The following is a 16,077-nucleotide window of genomic DNA, read 5'->3' as shown; positions in this document are numbered from 1 at the left end:
CTGATATACCCAGGGCATGGTGTCCAGTCCCGCGCTCCCCCGCCCCGGGTCCTCCTCCGCTCCCTGGTTGGAGGAGCTCGACATCCTCATCCGCGCCCGCTACCCGCTCCTCTACCTGGTGTCGTGGGAGGAGCACCGTGTGGACTCGCTGCTCGCGGACATGGCCCGCGCCCACGGCAAGGTGCTGCTGTCCTGGTCCATCACCCGGGGCCTGCGCTACCTCGGCGGCTCCCGCGGCCCCGCGCTCCCCGAGGACACCCGCAACCCCATCGACGCGCTCGCCGCCATCGAGAAGCTCGCCGAGCCCTCGCTCGTCGTGCTCAAGGACTTCCACCCCTACCTGGAAGAGAAGTCCGTGGTGCGCGCCCTGCGCGAGCTCGCCCACGCACTCAAGAGCACCTTCACCACCGTCATCCTCCTCTCCCCCACGCTCGTCATCCCCCCCGAGCTGGAGAAGGAGGTGTCCGTCCTCGACGTCCCCCTGCCCGGCTTCCAGGAGCTGATGAACCTGCTCAAGGAGATCGTCGCGGTGGTGCGCCGGGGCAACAAGGCCACCATCGAGCTGTCTCGCGAGCAGGCCGCGCAGCTCATCCAGGCGGCCCAGGGCCTCACGCTGTCGGAGGCGGAGAATGCCTTCGCCAAGGCCATCGCCCACGACGGCAAGCTGAGCGCCGAGGACATCCGCCGCGTCCAGGACGAGAAGCGCCAGGTCATCCGCAAGAGCGGGCTGCTCGAGTACTACCCGCCGGAGCAGGACCTGGGCCACGTCGGCGGTTTGCAGAACCTCAAGCAGTGGCTCACCCAGCGCACCGCCGCCTTCGGCGAGCGCGCCCGCCAGTTCGGCCTCCCCGAGCCCCGCGGCCTGCTGCTGCTCGGCGTGCAGGGCTGCGGCAAGAGCCTCACCTCCAAGGCCATCGCCGCGCACTGGAACCTGCCCCTGTTGCGGCTCGACATGGGCCGCATCTTCAGCGGGCTCGTCGGCTCCTCCGAGGAGAACCTCCGCAAGGCCATCCGCGTCGCCGAGAGCATCGCCCCCGTGGTGCTCTGGGTGGATGAGATTGAAAAGGGCCTGTCCGGCGTTGCCTCCTCGGGCACCACGGACGGCGGCGTGACGGCCCGCGTCTTCGGCACGCTGCTCACCTGGCTCCAGGAGAAGACGTCTCCCGTCTTCGTCGTCGCCACCGCCAACCGCATTGAAGGTCTTCCCCCCGAGCTGCTGCGCAAGGGCCGCTTCGATGAGATCTTCTTCATCGACCTGCCCGAGGCCGCCGAGCGCCGCGACATCTTCCGCATCCACCTGCAGCGGCGGAAGCGCGACCCGGCCACGTTCGATTTGAACACGCTCGCCAGCCTGGCCGAGAACTTCAGCGGCGCGGAGATTGAGCAGGCCATCATCGCCGCGCTCTACGAGGCCTTCGGCCATGGCGTGGAGTTGGAGCAGCGCCACATCGCCGGGGCGCTCCAGGAGACCGTCCCGCTCGCCATCACCATGCGCGATGACATCGTCCGGCTGCGCGAGTGGGCCCGCGGGCGCACCCGTCCCGCCTCATCGTCCACCAGCTCGAAGAAGGAATAGGCGATGTCCACCAACAAGTCCCGGTTCCTCCACCTCGAGCGCGCACGCGGAGAGAAGCCCGGCCCCGACGGACAGGTGCGGCTGCAGGACGGTGGCCGCTTCGAGTCCGTGGCCGGTCCTGGCACGACCGAGACACCCGCCTCCGTCTCCGTCCCCGAGGCCCATGTCGAGCGCTTCAAGCTCCATGGGCAGACGCCGTTGGCGCTCGATGCCGAGCCCACGCGGGGACAGCAGTTTCCGCGCTGCGTCCGGTGCGAGGCGGAGAACGGCCGCTTCGCCCGGGAGTGCGCGAGGTGCGGCGCGGACCTCCAGTCCCCCGAGCAGCTCGCCTACGACGTGGAGCGCGCCCGGGCCCGCGAGCAGGCCGAGGCCGAGACGCAAGAGCAGATGCAGGTCCTCCAGAAGGCCCACCAGGAGGCCACCGCCGAGCAGCTCGCCGAGAAGCAACGGTACATGGAGCAGTTGCAGCTGGCGCTCGAGAAGGAGCGCTCGTTCATCGGCCGGCTCCAGCCCCTCTTCGACCCGTGTCTCGCCGTGGGCCTGCTGCGGCTCCTTCCCTCCTCGCGCATGCGCTGGAGGGCCGGCGGCGGTGTCGTTGCCCTGACCGTCCTCCTCGTCAGCTTCGGCAACAAGCCGCTCCGGCTGATCGGGCTCTACCTGGCCGTGCTCGTCATCGTGAGCAGCATTCCCACTTCGCTGCTCACCGCCGGGCGCATGGGACGCTGGGGAAACTGGGATTAGCGCGGCCGAGGGAATTGCCACGGGGACAACCTGGGAGGCTCGATACCCTCACCCCGTCCCTCTCCCGGAGGGCGAGGGGAGATTGGGCTCAGTGGTGATTGTTCTACGGTGATGGTTCTACGGTGATTTTTCTACGCGGGCTCGTCCGCGTGTTGCGCCTGTGCCGGGGGCTCCTGTACCGGCACCACGCTCGTCACTTCTCCCGTCCGCACTCCCAGCCACAACGTGTCCTGCGCCGCAGCTCCCCTCACCAGCCCCGCGTCCGTCGTCGTCAGGAAGACCTGCGCCCCGCTCGCCGCCAGGTAGTTCATCAGGTACGCGTTGCGCTCCGGGTCCAGCTCGCTCGACACGTCGTCCAACAGCAGCAACGGCAGGAACCCCATCGCCGCTTCCAGGTTCTCGATCTCCGCGATCTTCCACCCCAACACCAGCGCCCGCTGCTGACCCTGGCTCGCGTACGCCCGCGCGCTCCTCGCCCCCAGCGTCACCGTCACGTCGTCCGCGTGCGGCCCCACCGACGTGAAGCCCCGGTCCAGGTCCCTCCGCGACCGCGCCGCCAGCGCCTCCTTCAGCGCCACCGCCAACGCCGCCTCGTCCGCACTCGCGAAGTCCACGTCTCCCAGGTGCGCCGGGTGGTACTTGTACGCCGCCGGCTCCGGCGTCCGCCCGATGGAGGCGAACGTCGCCTGCGCCCTCGGCGCCAGCTCCGCCATCAGCGCCCGCCGCCGCGCGTACACTCGCGCTCCCGTCTTCGCCAACGTCTCGTCGTAGGCTTCCAGGTACGCCGCATCCACCGGGCCCGACTTCAACAGCCGGTTGCGATTCTTCAGCGCCCGCGCGTACTCGCGGCTCTCCCTCAGGAACGCCGGGAAACGGTTGAACACCGCCCGGTCCAGGAAGGCCCTGCGCGACTCCGGCCCTCCCTTCACCACCTCCAGGTCGTCCGGCGTGAAGGCCACCACCGACACGCCCCCGAAGTACTCCTCCAGGCTCGCCGCCTTCTTCCCGTCCACGAAGGCCTGCCGCACCCCTCCCGCCACCTCGACCGAAATCTCCCGCTCCGCTCCCTTGAGCAGGAAACGGCCCGTCACCCGCGCCGACGAGGTTCCCCACCTCACCAGCTCCGACAGCCGCCCCGCTCGCAAGGGCTTGAGCGTCGCCAGGAAGTAGAGCGCCTCCAGCAGATTCGTCTTCCCCTGGCCGTTCTGCCCCACCGCGATGGACGCGTGCGCACTCGGCGCCAGGGTCACCTGGCCAAGGTTTCGGAAGTCCTGAACGTGGAGTGCCAGCAGCCGCACGGGAGGCCTTTCTCCCATCCGTACACGGGTGCGTCCAGGTTAAAGCCCTACCCTGACACCCTCCCCTCCCGAGGCCGCCCGGCTGCTTCCCTCGCCCGCTGCACCAGCCCCGGCAGATCCTCCGGTTCGCTCCCCGCCTGTCCGCTCCCCGGCCGGACGAGGGTGTTCCGCTCCGGGGAGAAGAGCCGCGCCGGCATCTGCCCCTGCCCTCGCAGCCGGATGAAGAGGCGCAGCGACTCGCGCAGCCGCTCCGCGTCCGGGCCCGTCTCGGACCTCGCCCGCTGCGCCGCCGTCCACAGCCGCACCCACGCGGCCTCCTCGTTCCATGGCCCCACCGGACGCGCCCGGGACAACGCCGACAGCTCCGCCGCCACCTCCAGCAGCCCCGCCCGTCCCTCGCTCAGCACCTCCGAGGCCGCCAGCCGCGCCCGCGCCGGGCCCTCCCGCTCCACCAGCCAGCCGAGCAGCTCCGGCCACTCCTCCTCCCGCGGCACCACGGGCGACAGCCGCGACTCCAGCAGCGCCTTCAGCCGCGCTCGCGCCAGGTCCTGCCAGAAGGCCGCGTGCTGCAACAGCTCCGGTCCGCTGCGCGGAGGGTGCACCGGCGCCCGCTTCATCCCCTTCTCCAGGAAGGCCCTCACCCGGCCCGTGCCGTCGAAGCGATCCAACCGCGCCCACAGCGCCGCCAGCGCCTCGTCCGCCAGGGGCAACGCCCGCCGGAGCTCGTCCACCTCCGCCGCGTCGAAGGGCAGTGCCCCCTCGGGGACCGGACGTTTGAAGACGCGCTCGAGGACCTCCGCCGCCGCGCAGGCGGCCCGCAGCTCCGTGAGGTTGCGCGGCAATATCTCCACCGCCTGGGCCCACAACCGCCGCCCCAGCAGCGGCCCCGCGTCCAACACCTCCTCCTCCAGCTTCAGCAGCGCCTCGCCGAGCAGCTCCGGCTTCTTCTTCGCGATGAGCCGCCGCTCCACCGCCCACGCGATGGCCTCGCGCAACCGGTACACCTCGGCCAGCAGCTTCATCGGCGCCGAGCCCGCCGGCCAGCCCTCCGCCTCCGCGCGACGGGCCACCGAGTCCAGCGTGGCGTCCACCTGGGGCTGGGCCAGCGCCACCTCGCGCAGCAGCTCCAGGTTCGTCCGCACCCGGTCCTTCCAGAAGAAGGCCCGCAGCAGCTTGTGCAGCGCGCGGTAGCGCAGACGGGTGGCTTCGAGAAGATCCGCGCGCTCCTCCAGCCGCGCTCGCAGGTTGTCCGGATGGGTGGCCACGGTGGCATCCAATATAGGGACACCCGGGCGCGGTGGCAGGCCCCCCCGGCGTCCTCCCCGGGTGACGAGTGAACGATGAGGCGGCCCGACACTCGACGCCCGGCACGGTGCATGGGAAGAAGTGTCGGACCCGGGCGACAGGTTCCAGACATGGACACGCTGCTCGCCTCATCCGCGGAGGATGCCTTGATTCGTGCCGAGCCCTTCGATGCCCTGGAGTTCAGGCTGGGCATTCTCTGGGGTAGGTGAGATGCCCCCGCGCAAGCTCCCCCGGCACCTCGTCTGGCTCGAGTCCTTCGCGGCCGCCGTCGAGTCCGGCAGCATCGAAGGCGCCGCCGAGCACCTGGGCGTGGCCCGCTCCGTCGTCAGCGAGCACATCCGCGCCCTCGAGGAGACGCTCGCCGACGGTCAACTCCTGTTGGAACGGGGCCCCGGCCGCCGCCTCCACCTCACCGCCCGCGGTGAGAAGCTCTACGAGGGCACCCAGACGCCCCTCCACCAGTTGGACCTCAAGCGCCTGAGGGACCTGGCCAGCGCCGAGGCCAGCCTGCGCCTGGGCCTCAACCCCACGCTCTCCAACTTCCTGCTCGCCGGCATCGCCGGAGACGTGGCCCGGGCCGGCATCAAGCTGGAGGTCAGCTTCGGCGGCACCTTCGAGCTCGTGCGCCAGGTGCAGACGCGCCAGTTGGACCTCGCCGTGGACTTCACCCCGCTGCCCCCGCACCGCGGCGTCGAGGCCGAGCCCCTGCTGAACCTGCCCTTCGTCGTGCTCGCCGGCCCCGGCAGCGAGCTGTCCTCACGCCACGGCGCACGCCGCACCCTCCACGTGCGAGACCTGGAGGGCCAGCCCTTCGTGGACTGGCAGCGCGAGGACCCGTACGGCAGCGCCAACAGCGCGCGCTTCGCCGCCCATGAGGTCACCGTGCGCGAGGTGTCGCGCGTGCAGAGCTTCCTGCACCTCTTCGACTTGCTGCGCGCCTACCACGCGTGCGCCATCGCCCCCGACCTGCGGCTGCTGCGCTCCTTCCCGGAGGACCTCTCCGTCTGGCCCCTGCGCGAGGAGCAGCCCCAATTCGTCGAGGTGGTGACACTCCGTCCCTCGGGCGGCCCTGGCTCCGAGGCGGCGCGGATCGTCCTTGGCGGGCTGCGTCAGCGCCTCGCGTCAAAACGGCGGAAAATCGAATAAGACGTCGGTTTTTATCGGATTTCCGTCGAGGCCCCTCGTGCGTAGATTTTCACCACGGAGGAGCCCCCATGACGCCCACTGAACGGACCATTGCCCGGTTGCCCGCGCATCTGCGGCGCTACGTGGTGAGTCAGGACTACGACGCCTATACGCCGAGGGACCAGGCGGTGTGGCGGCACATCCTCGGTCAGCTGCGCAGCCACCTGTCCGACAAGGCCCACTCCGTCTACCTGGAGGGCCTGGAGGCCACCGGTATCGGCCTGGAGCGCATCCCCAGCCTGGATGAGATGAACGAGAAGCTGTCCAAACTGGGCTGGGCGGCGGTGAGCGTGCGCGGCTTCATCCCGCCCGCGGTGTTCACCGAGTTGCAGGCCCTGGGCGTGCTGGCGATCGCCGCGGACATCCGCACCCACGAGCACATCCAGTACACGCCGGCGCCGGACATCGTCCACGAGAGCGCGGGCCACGCGCCCATCATCGCCAACGCGCGCTATTCCGAGTACCTCAAGCGCTGCGGGCTGGTGGGCTTCAAGGCCATCGCCACGGTGGAGGACGAGGCCGTCTTCCAGGCCATCCGCAACCTGAGCGTGGTGAAGGAGGACCCCAGCGCGACGCCGGAGGAGATTCAACACGCCCAGGATCGCCTGGAAGCCGCCAACCAGAGCCGGCGCTACGTGAGCGAGAGCACCCGCGCCTCGCGGCTCTACTGGTGGACGGCCGAGTACGGGATGATCGGCGACCTGGAGCGTCCGCGCATCTACGGCGCCGGCCTGCTGTCGAGCATCGGCGAGGCGAAGCACTGCCTCACGGACGCGGTGAAGAAGGTACCGCTGAGCGTGGCGTGCGCGGACACCGAGTACGACATCACCCGCATGCAACCGCAGCTCTTCGTGGCGCGGGACTTCGAGCACCTGTTCGAGGTGCTGAGCGGGTTCGAGGCGACGCTCGCCTGGAAGCGCGGCGGGGACTACGGGCTGAACGAGGCCATCCAGGCACGCACGGTGAACCACCTGGTGCTGGCCGATGGACGGGAAATCACGGCGCGCGTGGTGGAGGCGCTGCCCGGGGTGCGTCCGGTGGCCGAGGGCCTGAACAGCGCGCTGGTGCGGCTGGAGGGCCCGGTGATGGTGTCGCGCGAGGGGAAGAACGGGAGCAAGCCGTGGCCGGGCCTGGCGCTGGTGGCATTCGGCGAGGGGACGCTGCCGGACAAGGGGCCCTTCAAGCTGGAGCTGGCCAGCGGACTGAAGCTGCGAGGCTTCGCGGTGGGCGGGGGGGAGGTGCTCAGCCTGCGCGGCGAGCTGGATGGCCGCCCGGTGGAGCTGCCCAGCGTGGCGATGCTGTTCCTGAGCACGGGCCTGCCCTCGGTGGCCGGTGGGCCGGCGGACCCGGGCACGTGGGACCGCTGGTTCGGCGAGCTCAACGCCTTCGCCGAGGGCGAGGGCGAGGCCAAGGCCCGCGAGAAGAAGGCCACGGCACTGCACCCGTCGCTGGCGGCGCTCTACCGCGAGGTGCGCACCATGCGCGAGTCGAAGAGCATCCACCTCGCGCGCCTGGAGCAGATCTCCAACGCCGCCACCGACTTCCGGGATGACTGGCTCCTCAAGGTCGAGGTCGAGGAGCTGAAGAAGTCCGCGCGGGCATAGGTACCGCCGGGAGCCACCTCCCGGGAGCACAGAGGGCCTGAGTCCCCTTCGGGGTGATTCAGGCCCTTTTCTATTCACGCTTCATTGCATCTGAACGTATCAACCCTTAGATTTCAGGTGGTTACGGCCCGTGTATCTCTGATTTTCTATTCATCTTTCTATTCATGGATGCCCTCGAACGGATGCTTGGGGCGCTCGCTCGGTTGGGCGAGGCACAAGCGAAGGACCTGGCTCGGGAGTTGGGCGTGTCCCAGCCGACCGTATCCCGGCTGATCGAGGCCGCGGGCGACCGCGTGTGCCGGATGGGGCAGGCACGCGCGACCCGATATGCGCGGACGCGCGCGCTTCCAGGGCTTGGAACAAGACTCCCCCTCTATCGGGTCAGTGAGGCGGGGAAGGTCGAGCCGTTCGGAGCCCTGCACCTCCTCGAAGGGGGACGACACTGGCTCAGCGTTCCAGGGGGAACGGGGACGCTGTTCGAGGGGCTGCCTCCCTTCGCCTCCGACATGAGCCCTCAGGGGTATGTCGGACGGACGTTCAGCGCGCAATACCCCGAGTTGGAGCTGCCATCCCGATTGGGTGATTGGACCGATGACCATCGCCTCATCGCGCTGGCACGCCGCGGCGAGGATTGCGTCGGCAATCTCATCCTCGGTGACGAGTCCCTGAACCGATGGCTCGCGAGCACACTCGCCCCCACTGCTCGCAGGGATTACCCGGACCTCGCTCGCCGCTCGGCCCTGGAGCAGCCGGGCTCCTCCGCCGGAGGGGAACACCCCAAGTTCCTGACGTACTCGGAAGGCCGGCACGTCCTGATCAAGTTCGTGAGCGATGATGCGGGCGCGGTCGCTCGCAGGTGGAGGGAGCTGCTCATCTGCGAAAGCCTCGCGCTCGAAGTCGTCCACGAGGCCGGGCTCGACGCGGCCAGGACACAGTGGTTCGACGAGCGTGGCTTCCGGTTCCTGGAGGCCGAGCGCTTCGACAGGGTTGGAGCAAGAGGCAGACGCGGAGTGGTATCGCTCGAGGCCCTGGACCACGAGTACATCGGCGACTCCGGCCGTGGCGCATCCTGGACACGCGTCACGCCGAAGCTGCTGGAGAAGAAGCTCATTGGAGCCGAGGACGCGCGGCGCATCCGTTGGCTCGATGTCTTCGGACAGCTCATCGGCAACACGGACCGCCACTTCGGCAACGTGAGCTTCCTGGAGCAGGAAGACGGCACGCTGCGCCTCGCCCCTGCGTACGACATGCTCCCGATGTTGTTCGCCCCCTCGGGTACGACCGTCGTCGCTCGCCCGTTCGAGCCCGCGCCACCGAGCGCGGATACGCTGGATGTCTGGGCGGACGCAGCCCGCCACGCCCAGGACTTCTGGACCCGAGTCATCGACTGCGGGGCGCTCGGCGAGGATTTCCGGACCCTGGCGCACCAGAGCCGGAACGTGCTGGAGGCACTTCGGGAGCGAGTTCCCCTCTGATTCCAGCACATGGGTACCTTGAACCCATGAGGGCACGGGCATTAGCGTTCTGGCGGCGAGCTCTTGATGCACTTCCACCCAGACGCGATTGAACGGGAGCGTAGAATGCGACGCCTAAGCGCCAGGAGTCTCTCCCATTGGAGGGGCTGGCGGACTCTGACGGCCCAAACCCGCCAAGGGCACAAGGTGCCGCAAGTCGGACGCCCAGAGGCCTTGGGAGTTCTTCTTGAGCAACGCCTCCCACCAACCCATCGCGCACATCCATGGGGCGGGACATCTGCCGAACATTCTCAATCAACTCACCACGAGCAGCACCGAGAGGCTGTCTAAAGAACAATGAAAACGCCAAGCAGAATTGCACTAATGATGGCACTGTGGGCCATATGGCCCAAGGAAGCAGAAGCGGAACTACGACAGCTAAAAGGGCAGGTATTAATACTCAATAAGAGAGGAATACCACAACCGCCCATGCTTCCTGTCGAAGTGAGGCTCGTCGGAGAGGGAAATCCTTGCGTCACGAATCGCAAGGTGGGAGATTTCACGCTACGTCTTCCGCCGGAACTGAAGGCGGGAGACCCAATCACGATCTCCGCAACCCTTAAAGGCTACCGTATATGGAAACCCATAAATGGGAAGGAACGAATCCCTTCCGACCTAGACAAAGAAATCATAGAAATCCTACTTCTTCCTGAGAATTCGCCGAAATTTGAAGACGACGAGTACATCGAGCACATGGTTGAACGCGGAGGACTCGGGACACTTGATTGGGAGGGAAAGCCAACGGCGACAGACAGGGTTGTCCCGGACAAGCTCAAGAAGAGCATTGAACAATGGGAGAAAAAAGCGGAACAGCGCAAGAACCAAGAGAGAAGGGTTGCACAGGCAGCATTGGCAAGAGGGGACTGGAAGAAGGCCGCAGACTACGCGGACCGGGCCGCGCAACGCGAAATAGACAAACCGGAAGGAATGAGGAGAAGAGAAGCGTTGGCAAAGAGCCGCGTCGTCAAGGGGGACGCACTACTGGGGAGCAATGAGCTTGAGCGCGCCTTGGTTGCATATGAGGAAGGATTGAACCACGCGCGGCGGGACGAGAATCCAACAATCTGGGCTGAGTTGATGGGGAGGATTGGGGCGACGAACAAAGCCCTGGGAGAACGGGCGAACGGCGATGCTCGGAAGCAGCACATTGCAAATGCTATACTTGCATTTCGTGCCGCTCTGGAGGTCTATACGCGTCGTTCTACCCCCTACGAATGGGCAAGGATACAAAATGAACTGGGGCTTGCATCAAAAGCCCTTGGCGAGGAAGAGACAGAAGAAAGCGTTAGGCGGAAACTGACAGAAGAATCAATAGATGCGTTCCGAGAGTCGCTGAACGTATACACAAAGAGTGCATCTCCACAGCAATGGGCCAGGACTCAAAACAACTTAGGTAATGCGCTGGTCTCGCTAGGAGAGATCTGCGCTGAGCACATGGAAGAAGACAGCAGGCAATGGTTCAAAGATGCGGTGACAGCACATCGAGAGGCACTACAAGTGTATTCGCCTCAGAAAAACTTCACACAAGAGCACGCCTGGACACAAAGCAAACTGGGCATCGCCCTAAGAAATCTGGGAGACACTGAGAATGCAGCAGAGGGGATGATACGACTGCGCGAGGCGGTCGACCTAATCCAGTCTGCAATACGCATTTACACGACGAGTGAGGCAATGCATGCGGAATTAGCCGAGGCCCAGTTCAATCTGGGATGTGCTCTTGGAACCTTGGGAAGAAGGCAACCGGAGGAAACAAAACGAAGAAAGACCCTCGAAAGCGCGATTGACGCGTACCGTTCGGCTCTGGATTTGTTTGGGAGGAAATCCTCAACACACCACTTCGCGAAGACGCAAAACAGCATAGGTGAAATATATCACCATGCGGCACTTACCTCAAAACACGTCGACGAGCAGCGGTCGATGTTGAATGAAGCAGTGAAGGCATATCAAGTAGCACTCAGCGTCATCTCACTGGAGACATCCCCAAAAGATTGGACGAAAATCCGGCGCAATATGGGCGTGGCACTCATGGACCTAGGGGTAAGAACCGGAAGCCGAGACGGCAGAAGGATGCTGGAGGCCGCAGTGGGGGCGCTCCAGGAGGTATTAGACTCAATCAAGCAAGAAGAGTCACCCTGGCGCTGGGCTGACGTTCAGCACAATCTCGGCAAAGTCCTGCAGGAAACGGGCCACATAGACAGAGGAGAAGATGGACAAATACGGCTGGAAGAAGCCGTTGATGCCTACCGTGCTGCCTTAACCGTCTACACCCGAGAGATCACCCCGAACCAGTGGGCAACCGTGACCATTGATCTAGCCCAGGGATTGACGGCACTTGGCGAGATTGAGGGAGGTGATGATGGAGTCGAGTTACTGCGAGAGGCTGTTGATACACATCAAGATGCACTGAAGGCACTCACAAGGACAAGCCATCCACTGTTGAGGGCCAAGGCGCATAATAGCATGGGCGTTGCACTTCAAGCACTTGGCAGATTGGAAGGAGGGCCAACTGGTCGAACGAACCTGATGCGGGCGGTAGACGCACATCGCACGGCACTGACGATCTATACACAAGAGGCTCAGCCTCATGAATGGGCAGAGACACAAAAAAACCTGGGCCTCGCGCTCAAGAGTCTAGCAGCACCTGACATCCATCAACTCGGACATCAATAGATTCGCCCTTCAATCCCATCACGCACTCTCCACCCAGCCCCCCCCCACAAGGCAAGCACCTAGAGAAAGAAGCACTCGATGAAAATCAAATCCATACTTGTCTTTTCAAGCTATTTGGCGATGTTTCTTTGGTCAGCACCAGCAACCGCGCAAGAGGAGCCGGCAGATGCTCAACAGAAAGAAGAGTCAGGACAAAAAGAGAGTGAATTAATCCTGGGCAATTTCCCGCTCCGCGCCCAAGGCATGGTTGTTCCGGATGTGGCTGGCATCCGCGTAGGCATGCCCTTCAAGAATGCGATGCACCGGCTGAGAAAATACAACAAGAACCTGCTCTACCAAAAAATGACCTTTGGTGCCTTTTCGGCGGGAATCAAAGGCAAGTTTGTCATTGGCGCCGTTGTTGCCCAAGATGGTGATTATGAACTTCCCAGCCGAAAGGGGTGTCGGAACGGCGAGATTTGGGAACGTTTTCGGAAAAAGCCCACCAGGGTGTGCTGGGATTCAGTCCATGAAAACATACATCTCTTTGTAGGTGGCCTCCCAGGGAAGGAGTACATCGTGGGCGTGTATTTGAACAGATCTTACATTCATCACGATGACAGCAAGTTCATCTCAACCAAGCCAATAAGCAATGCGCCCAGTGCGGCCAAGTTGAGAGATACCTTGATCATGAAGTATGGATATCCGACGGCGTATTCGGAGTCGGAATTGGGTCATTATGTCGGCATGGGATATTCATATGATTCCATGGGAGAACTCGCCAGTCTCGGAGGGGGGATGTTCTCGCTCGAAGCATTCGACTCCAGACCGGAGATGAATTGTTTTCCGATGATGCTCTCTGTTGCCAGTAAGCTCAGAGGCTACGACTTCAGAGTAGGGGACGAATGTGGCTTGGCAGTACGCGTACGTATCAACACCCAATTTGACGACTCTCTCTCTCGGGAGAGCAAGGTCTTGGCCGTTTCCGTTTTCATGCTCGACAACGTCAAGCTACAGAAATCAATACAAGAGCGGTTAGCAGCCATCGAGCAGGGTGAGGGGCGAAAAAAGATCCGAAGAACGGAGCGCAAAACCAACTTCTAATATCGGTTGAGACTCGCTCAATCATCCGGAAGTGGTGATGGACTCCACCGCCTGACGCGAGCACCTCGCCACGCTGGATGCCGCGGAATTCGACCGCATCTCCGGTGTACGCCCGAGTGCCGTGCTCGGACGCCTGTATGGGTGGGACAGGGAACTCGACGTACAATGACGGCCGTTGAAGGAGCTCCATGCACTTCCATCAAGACGTCATCGCGGCCATCGGCAACACGCCCCTCATCAAGCTCCGGCGCGCTTCCGAGCTCACGGGCTGCACCATCCTCGGCAAGGCCGAGTTCCTCAACCCCGGCCAGTCCGTCAAGGACCGCGCCGCCCTCTTCATCATCCGTGACGCCATCTCCCGCGGCCGCCTCCGCCCCGGCGGCGTCATCGTCGAGGGCACCGCCGGCAACACCGGCATCGGCCTCGCCCTCGTCGGCAATGCCCTCGGCTACCGCACCGTCATCGTCATCCCCGACACCCAGAGCCAGGAGAAGAAGGACATGCTCCGCCTCGTCGGGGCCGAGCTCCTCGAGGTCCCCGCCGTCCCCTACAAGGACCCCAACAACTACGTGAAGGTCTCCGGCCGCCTCGCCGAGGCCCTCGACGCCCGCGAGCCCCACGGCGCCATCTGGGCCAACCAGTTCGACAACGTCGCCAACCGCCAGGCCCACCTCGACACCACCGGCCCCGAAATCTGGCGCCAGACCGGCGGCCGCCTCGACGGCTTCATCTGCGCCGTCGGCTCCGGCGGCACCCTCGCCGGTGTCGGCATGGCCCTCAAGGAGCGCAACCCCCACATCGTCATCGGCCTCGCCGACCCCATGGGCGCCGCCCTCTACCACCATTACGCCCACGGCGAGCTCAAGTCCGAGGGCTCCTCCATCTCCGAGGGCATCGGCCAGGGCCGCATCACCGCCAACCTCCAGGGCGCTCCCATCGACGAGCCCTTCCAGATTCCCGACGAGGAGGCCCTCCCCGTCCTCTTCGAGCTGCTCGAGCACGAGGGCCTCTGTCTCGGCGCCTCCAGTGCCATCAACGTCGCCGGGGCCATCCGCCTCGCCCGGAAGCTCGGGCCCGGACACACCCTCGTCACCGTGCTGTGCGACTCCGGCAACCGCTACGCCAGCAAGCTCTTCAACCCCACCTTCCTCCGCTCCAAGGGCCTCCCCGTTCCCCCCTGGCTCGAGCGCGACCCCGACGCCCCCTCGGCCCGCTCGCTCCTGCCCGGCGTGCTGCTCGCCAAGGCCCCCTGACTGTGCGCGCCTCACGCACCAGGGGCCTCGCCCGTCTGATGGGACTGATACTGGCGACCGCGTGGGTGGGACTCGCCTCCGCGGAGCCCCCGGCCCCCCAAGCCCCAGCGGTCGGCACGGCCCCGCGCAACCGCCCGTCTGTCTGCGAGAACCCCTCCACCCAGGCCCTCCAGGGTTACAAGGTTCCCGGCCGGAAACCGGACTCCCAGGTGCCATGGGAGCTCTTCCTCGGCAATGCCTCGCACCGGCTCATCGCGTACATCTATCGCACGAGACATCCGACAAACAGAGTCTATTACAACAAGGACACCGTCAAACGAATCCTGTCCGAACAGAACCTCGGAGATTGGTCGCTCCTGTCTGAAGAAGAACTCGCAATGCGCCCGGACATCACAGACGCCGGCACATCAACAATCTTCGAAGTAAAGCCCCATAACGAAAAGGGGCTTCAGGATGGCATCCAAAAAATCCAGACCTATCTGCTCGCACTGAACCGAACCATCATGACGCCCGCACGTAGATTCTCGGGCGGGAAGACATTCGAAGGCGAGATTCTGATCCATTTCGCGCAGGGGCAGTACATCTGGCGTCTGGAGTGGTGCACCACGACACCTGGGGTCACCCAGTATCGTTGGACCCATAGCAAGGAACGCTTCGACTCGAACGCCGCTGCGTATCAGGCAGGCCAATGGGTAGAGATTTCCGAGCAAGAACTGAAACAGTACGGCGGCTGGGTAGCCCAGGCAGCCGAGGGCATGATTGACAGACGAGAACGTGTCGCCACGCTCAGCAGTACCGTTGGGACGGCGATCGATATCATAGGCGAAGTGGCGATGATCGTCATCTCCACTGCGACGTCCAGCGACCGTGGTACCGCGCAACCGGGAGGAAAGGTCCTCCCGTTCTCCTCGAAGCCCTCTCCCTCCGCGAGCCCCGCACGTCTGCCCAAGGCATCGGGCATGTGACTTGCCTGGCTGTGCAACCGCTACGCTCCGTTTGAACCGAGAACGCCCACTCCATGGAACCGCTCCAAAGCACCACCCTCCAACTGCCATCATTCCTGCACGGCCCCTACATCGCCATCAACAGCAAAGCCAAAGCGGAAGGGCGCCGCTGCGCAAAACAGTATCAACTCAGCCAGACCCTCCCCCAGCCACGTGAACTACGGACGGTCGCCCCTGGAGAACTGGTGTTCACCCACAACGTCGTCGACTTCCAAGACCATCTCCCAGCCTGGCGGTTGTACATGGTCTCGGAGGTAATGATGAGCTTGTACGACGTGGACAAGAAGAACCATCGCCACCTCAGCCAACTGTACGAGGTTACTTTTCGTGAAACCGCGTGGGGAGCACTGTACTTCGCGCTTTCTGGCAATGCGCCAGAGAGCGCTGAACGCACAGCGCTGCGCCTGCAGGCCGTGCTTCGCTTCTGGGATTCACTCCAACACGGGCGATACCTCCATCAATCGCTGAACAGGTTCATGACCCTGGAAGAGCTCATGACAGACGCCTGCGGCTGGGCCATGAATACCTGGTGCCCCGAGGGAGGAGCCTCAGTCCGTTCCCGTTTCGCCGTGGCCTCGGAGCGCATGGCCCGGGCGACGAGAGAGGATTGTATCGAGGCCATCATGCGACAGTTTCCCCGTATCCTTCCCTTCGCGGATAGAAACCACCTCAATCACCCGGAAGTGGTGATGGACTCCTCCGCCTGGCGCGAGCATCTCGCCACACTGGATACCGCGGAGTTCGACCGCATCTCCGCCGTACGCCCGGGGGCCGTACTCCAGCGGCTGTACATCTGGGACCGGCAACTCGATCTACAATAGCGAGCAACGGACTTCCGCTCCCG

The 16,077-nt window shown here is 64.7% G+C and carries 12 protein-coding genes; 10 read left to right on the top strand and 2 right to left on the bottom strand.

The features are described from left to right. Window positions 1-16: 16 nt before the first annotated feature. Complete coding sequence (locus Q664_RS00135; RefSeq protein ID WP_200883637.1) at window positions 17-1,576, top strand: AAA family ATPase; 1,560 nt, start codon at window positions 17-19, stop codon at window positions 1,574-1,576. Window positions 1,577-1,579: 3 nt separating this feature from the next. Further along, on the top strand, window positions 1,580-2,317 hold the full coding sequence (locus Q664_RS00130; RefSeq protein WP_043388371.1) for a hypothetical protein: 738 nt from the start codon (window positions 1,580-1,582) through the stop codon (window positions 2,315-2,317). A 131-nt stretch (window positions 2,318-2,448) separates the two neighbouring features. On the opposite strand, the gene recF is transcribed toward Q664_RS00130, so the two are convergent. Both recF and Q664_RS00120 read right to left on the bottom strand, forming a co-directional pair. Further along, window positions 2,449-3,615: a DNA replication/repair protein RecF gene (gene recF, locus Q664_RS00125; RefSeq protein ID WP_043388369.1), complete on the bottom strand. Its 1,167-nt coding sequence runs from the start codon at window positions 3,613-3,615 to the stop codon at window positions 2,449-2,451. A gap of 47 nt (window positions 3,616-3,662) precedes the next feature. After that, a complete protein-coding gene (locus Q664_RS00120; RefSeq protein ID WP_043388366.1) occupies window positions 3,663-4,880 on the bottom strand; it encodes an ATP-binding protein in 1,218 nt (405 codons plus the stop codon). A 250-nt stretch (window positions 4,881-5,130) separates the two neighbouring features. Between Q664_RS00120 and Q664_RS00115 the strand changes: the two genes are divergently transcribed. The 8 genes from Q664_RS00115 (at window position 5,131) to Q664_RS00085 (ending at window position 16,054) form a co-directional block, all read left to right on the top strand. Then, window positions 5,131-6,066, top strand: a complete 936-nt coding sequence (locus Q664_RS00115) for a LysR family transcriptional regulator (RefSeq protein WP_043388364.1) — start codon at window positions 5,131-5,133, stop codon at window positions 6,064-6,066. A gap of 68 nt (window positions 6,067-6,134) precedes the next feature. Further along, window positions 6,135-7,709, top strand: coding sequence for an aromatic amino acid hydroxylase (locus tag Q664_RS00110; RefSeq protein ID WP_043388362.1), 1,575 nt, complete (start codon window positions 6,135-6,137; stop codon window positions 7,707-7,709). 164 nt (window positions 7,710-7,873) lie between these two features. After that, the gene (gene yjjJ, locus Q664_RS00105) at window positions 7,874-9,184 is read left to right on the top strand and encodes a type II toxin-antitoxin system HipA family toxin YjjJ (RefSeq protein ID WP_043388360.1); all 1,311 of its coding nucleotides are present in this window, start codon (window positions 7,874-7,876) and stop codon (window positions 9,182-9,184) included. 468 nt (window positions 9,185-9,652) lie between these two features. Then, the gene (locus Q664_RS57190) at window positions 9,653-11,893 is read left to right on the top strand and encodes a tetratricopeptide repeat protein (protein WP_152621812.1); all 2,241 of its coding nucleotides are present in this window, start codon (window positions 9,653-9,655) and stop codon (window positions 11,891-11,893) included. A gap of 78 nt (window positions 11,894-11,971) precedes the next feature. Beyond that, entirely contained in the window at window positions 11,972-12,976 is a 1,005-nt protein-coding gene (locus Q664_RS57185) for a hypothetical protein (RefSeq protein WP_152621811.1), read from the top strand. A gap of 188 nt (window positions 12,977-13,164) precedes the next feature. Further along, window positions 13,165-14,229, top strand: a complete 1,065-nt coding sequence (locus Q664_RS00095; RefSeq protein ID WP_043388357.1) for a cysteine synthase A — start codon at window positions 13,165-13,167, stop codon at window positions 14,227-14,229. A 38-nt stretch (window positions 14,230-14,267) separates the two neighbouring features. Further along, window positions 14,268-15,194, top strand: a complete 927-nt coding sequence (locus tag Q664_RS00090) for a hypothetical protein (protein WP_160174294.1) — start codon at window positions 14,268-14,270, stop codon at window positions 15,192-15,194. 53 nt (window positions 15,195-15,247) lie between these two features. Further along, window positions 15,248-16,054, top strand: coding sequence for a hypothetical protein (locus tag Q664_RS00085; RefSeq protein ID WP_075207263.1), 807 nt, complete (start codon window positions 15,248-15,250; stop codon window positions 16,052-16,054). Window positions 16,055-16,077 lie beyond the last annotated feature (23 nt).

Origin of the sequence: Archangium violaceum Cb vi76 (genome assembly GCF_000733295.1) — a bacterium.
GTDB lineage: Bacteria > Myxococcota > Myxococcia > Myxococcales > Myxococcaceae > Archangium > Archangium violaceum.
The sequence above is the reverse complement of the archived record's forward strand: the minus strand, read 5'-3'. Positions and strand labels throughout refer to the sequence as shown.

Excerpts from the sequence above, each read along its gene's own strand:
- Q664_RS00090 (WP_160174294.1), top strand. The coding sequence starts at position 14,268 with ATGGGACTGATACTGGCGACCGCGTGGGTGGGACTCGCCTCCGCGGAG.
- Q664_RS00115 (WP_043388364.1), top strand. The coding sequence starts at position 5,131 with ATGCCCCCGCGCAAGCTCCCCCGGCACCTCGTCTGGCTCGAGTCCTTC.
- Q664_RS57190 (WP_152621812.1), top strand. The coding sequence starts at position 9,653 with ATGCTTCCTGTCGAAGTGAGGCTCGTCGGAGAGGGAAATCCTTGCGTC.
- yjjJ (WP_043388360.1), top strand. The coding sequence starts at position 7,874 with ATGGATGCCCTCGAACGGATGCTTGGGGCGCTCGCTCGGTTGGGCGAG.
- Q664_RS57185 (WP_152621811.1), top strand. The coding sequence starts at position 11,972 with ATGAAAATCAAATCCATACTTGTCTTTTCAAGCTATTTGGCGATGTTT.
- Q664_RS00110 (WP_043388362.1), top strand. The coding sequence starts at position 6,135 with ATGACGCCCACTGAACGGACCATTGCCCGGTTGCCCGCGCATCTGCGG.
- Q664_RS00085 (WP_075207263.1), top strand. The coding sequence starts at position 15,248 with ATGGAACCGCTCCAAAGCACCACCCTCCAACTGCCATCATTCCTGCAC.
- Q664_RS00095 (WP_043388357.1), top strand. The coding sequence starts at position 13,165 with ATGCACTTCCATCAAGACGTCATCGCGGCCATCGGCAACACGCCCCTC.
- Q664_RS00130 (WP_043388371.1), top strand. The coding sequence starts at position 1,580 with ATGTCCACCAACAAGTCCCGGTTCCTCCACCTCGAGCGCGCACGCGGA.
- Q664_RS00135 (WP_200883637.1), top strand. The coding sequence starts at position 17 with ATGGTGTCCAGTCCCGCGCTCCCCCGCCCCGGGTCCTCCTCCGCTCCC.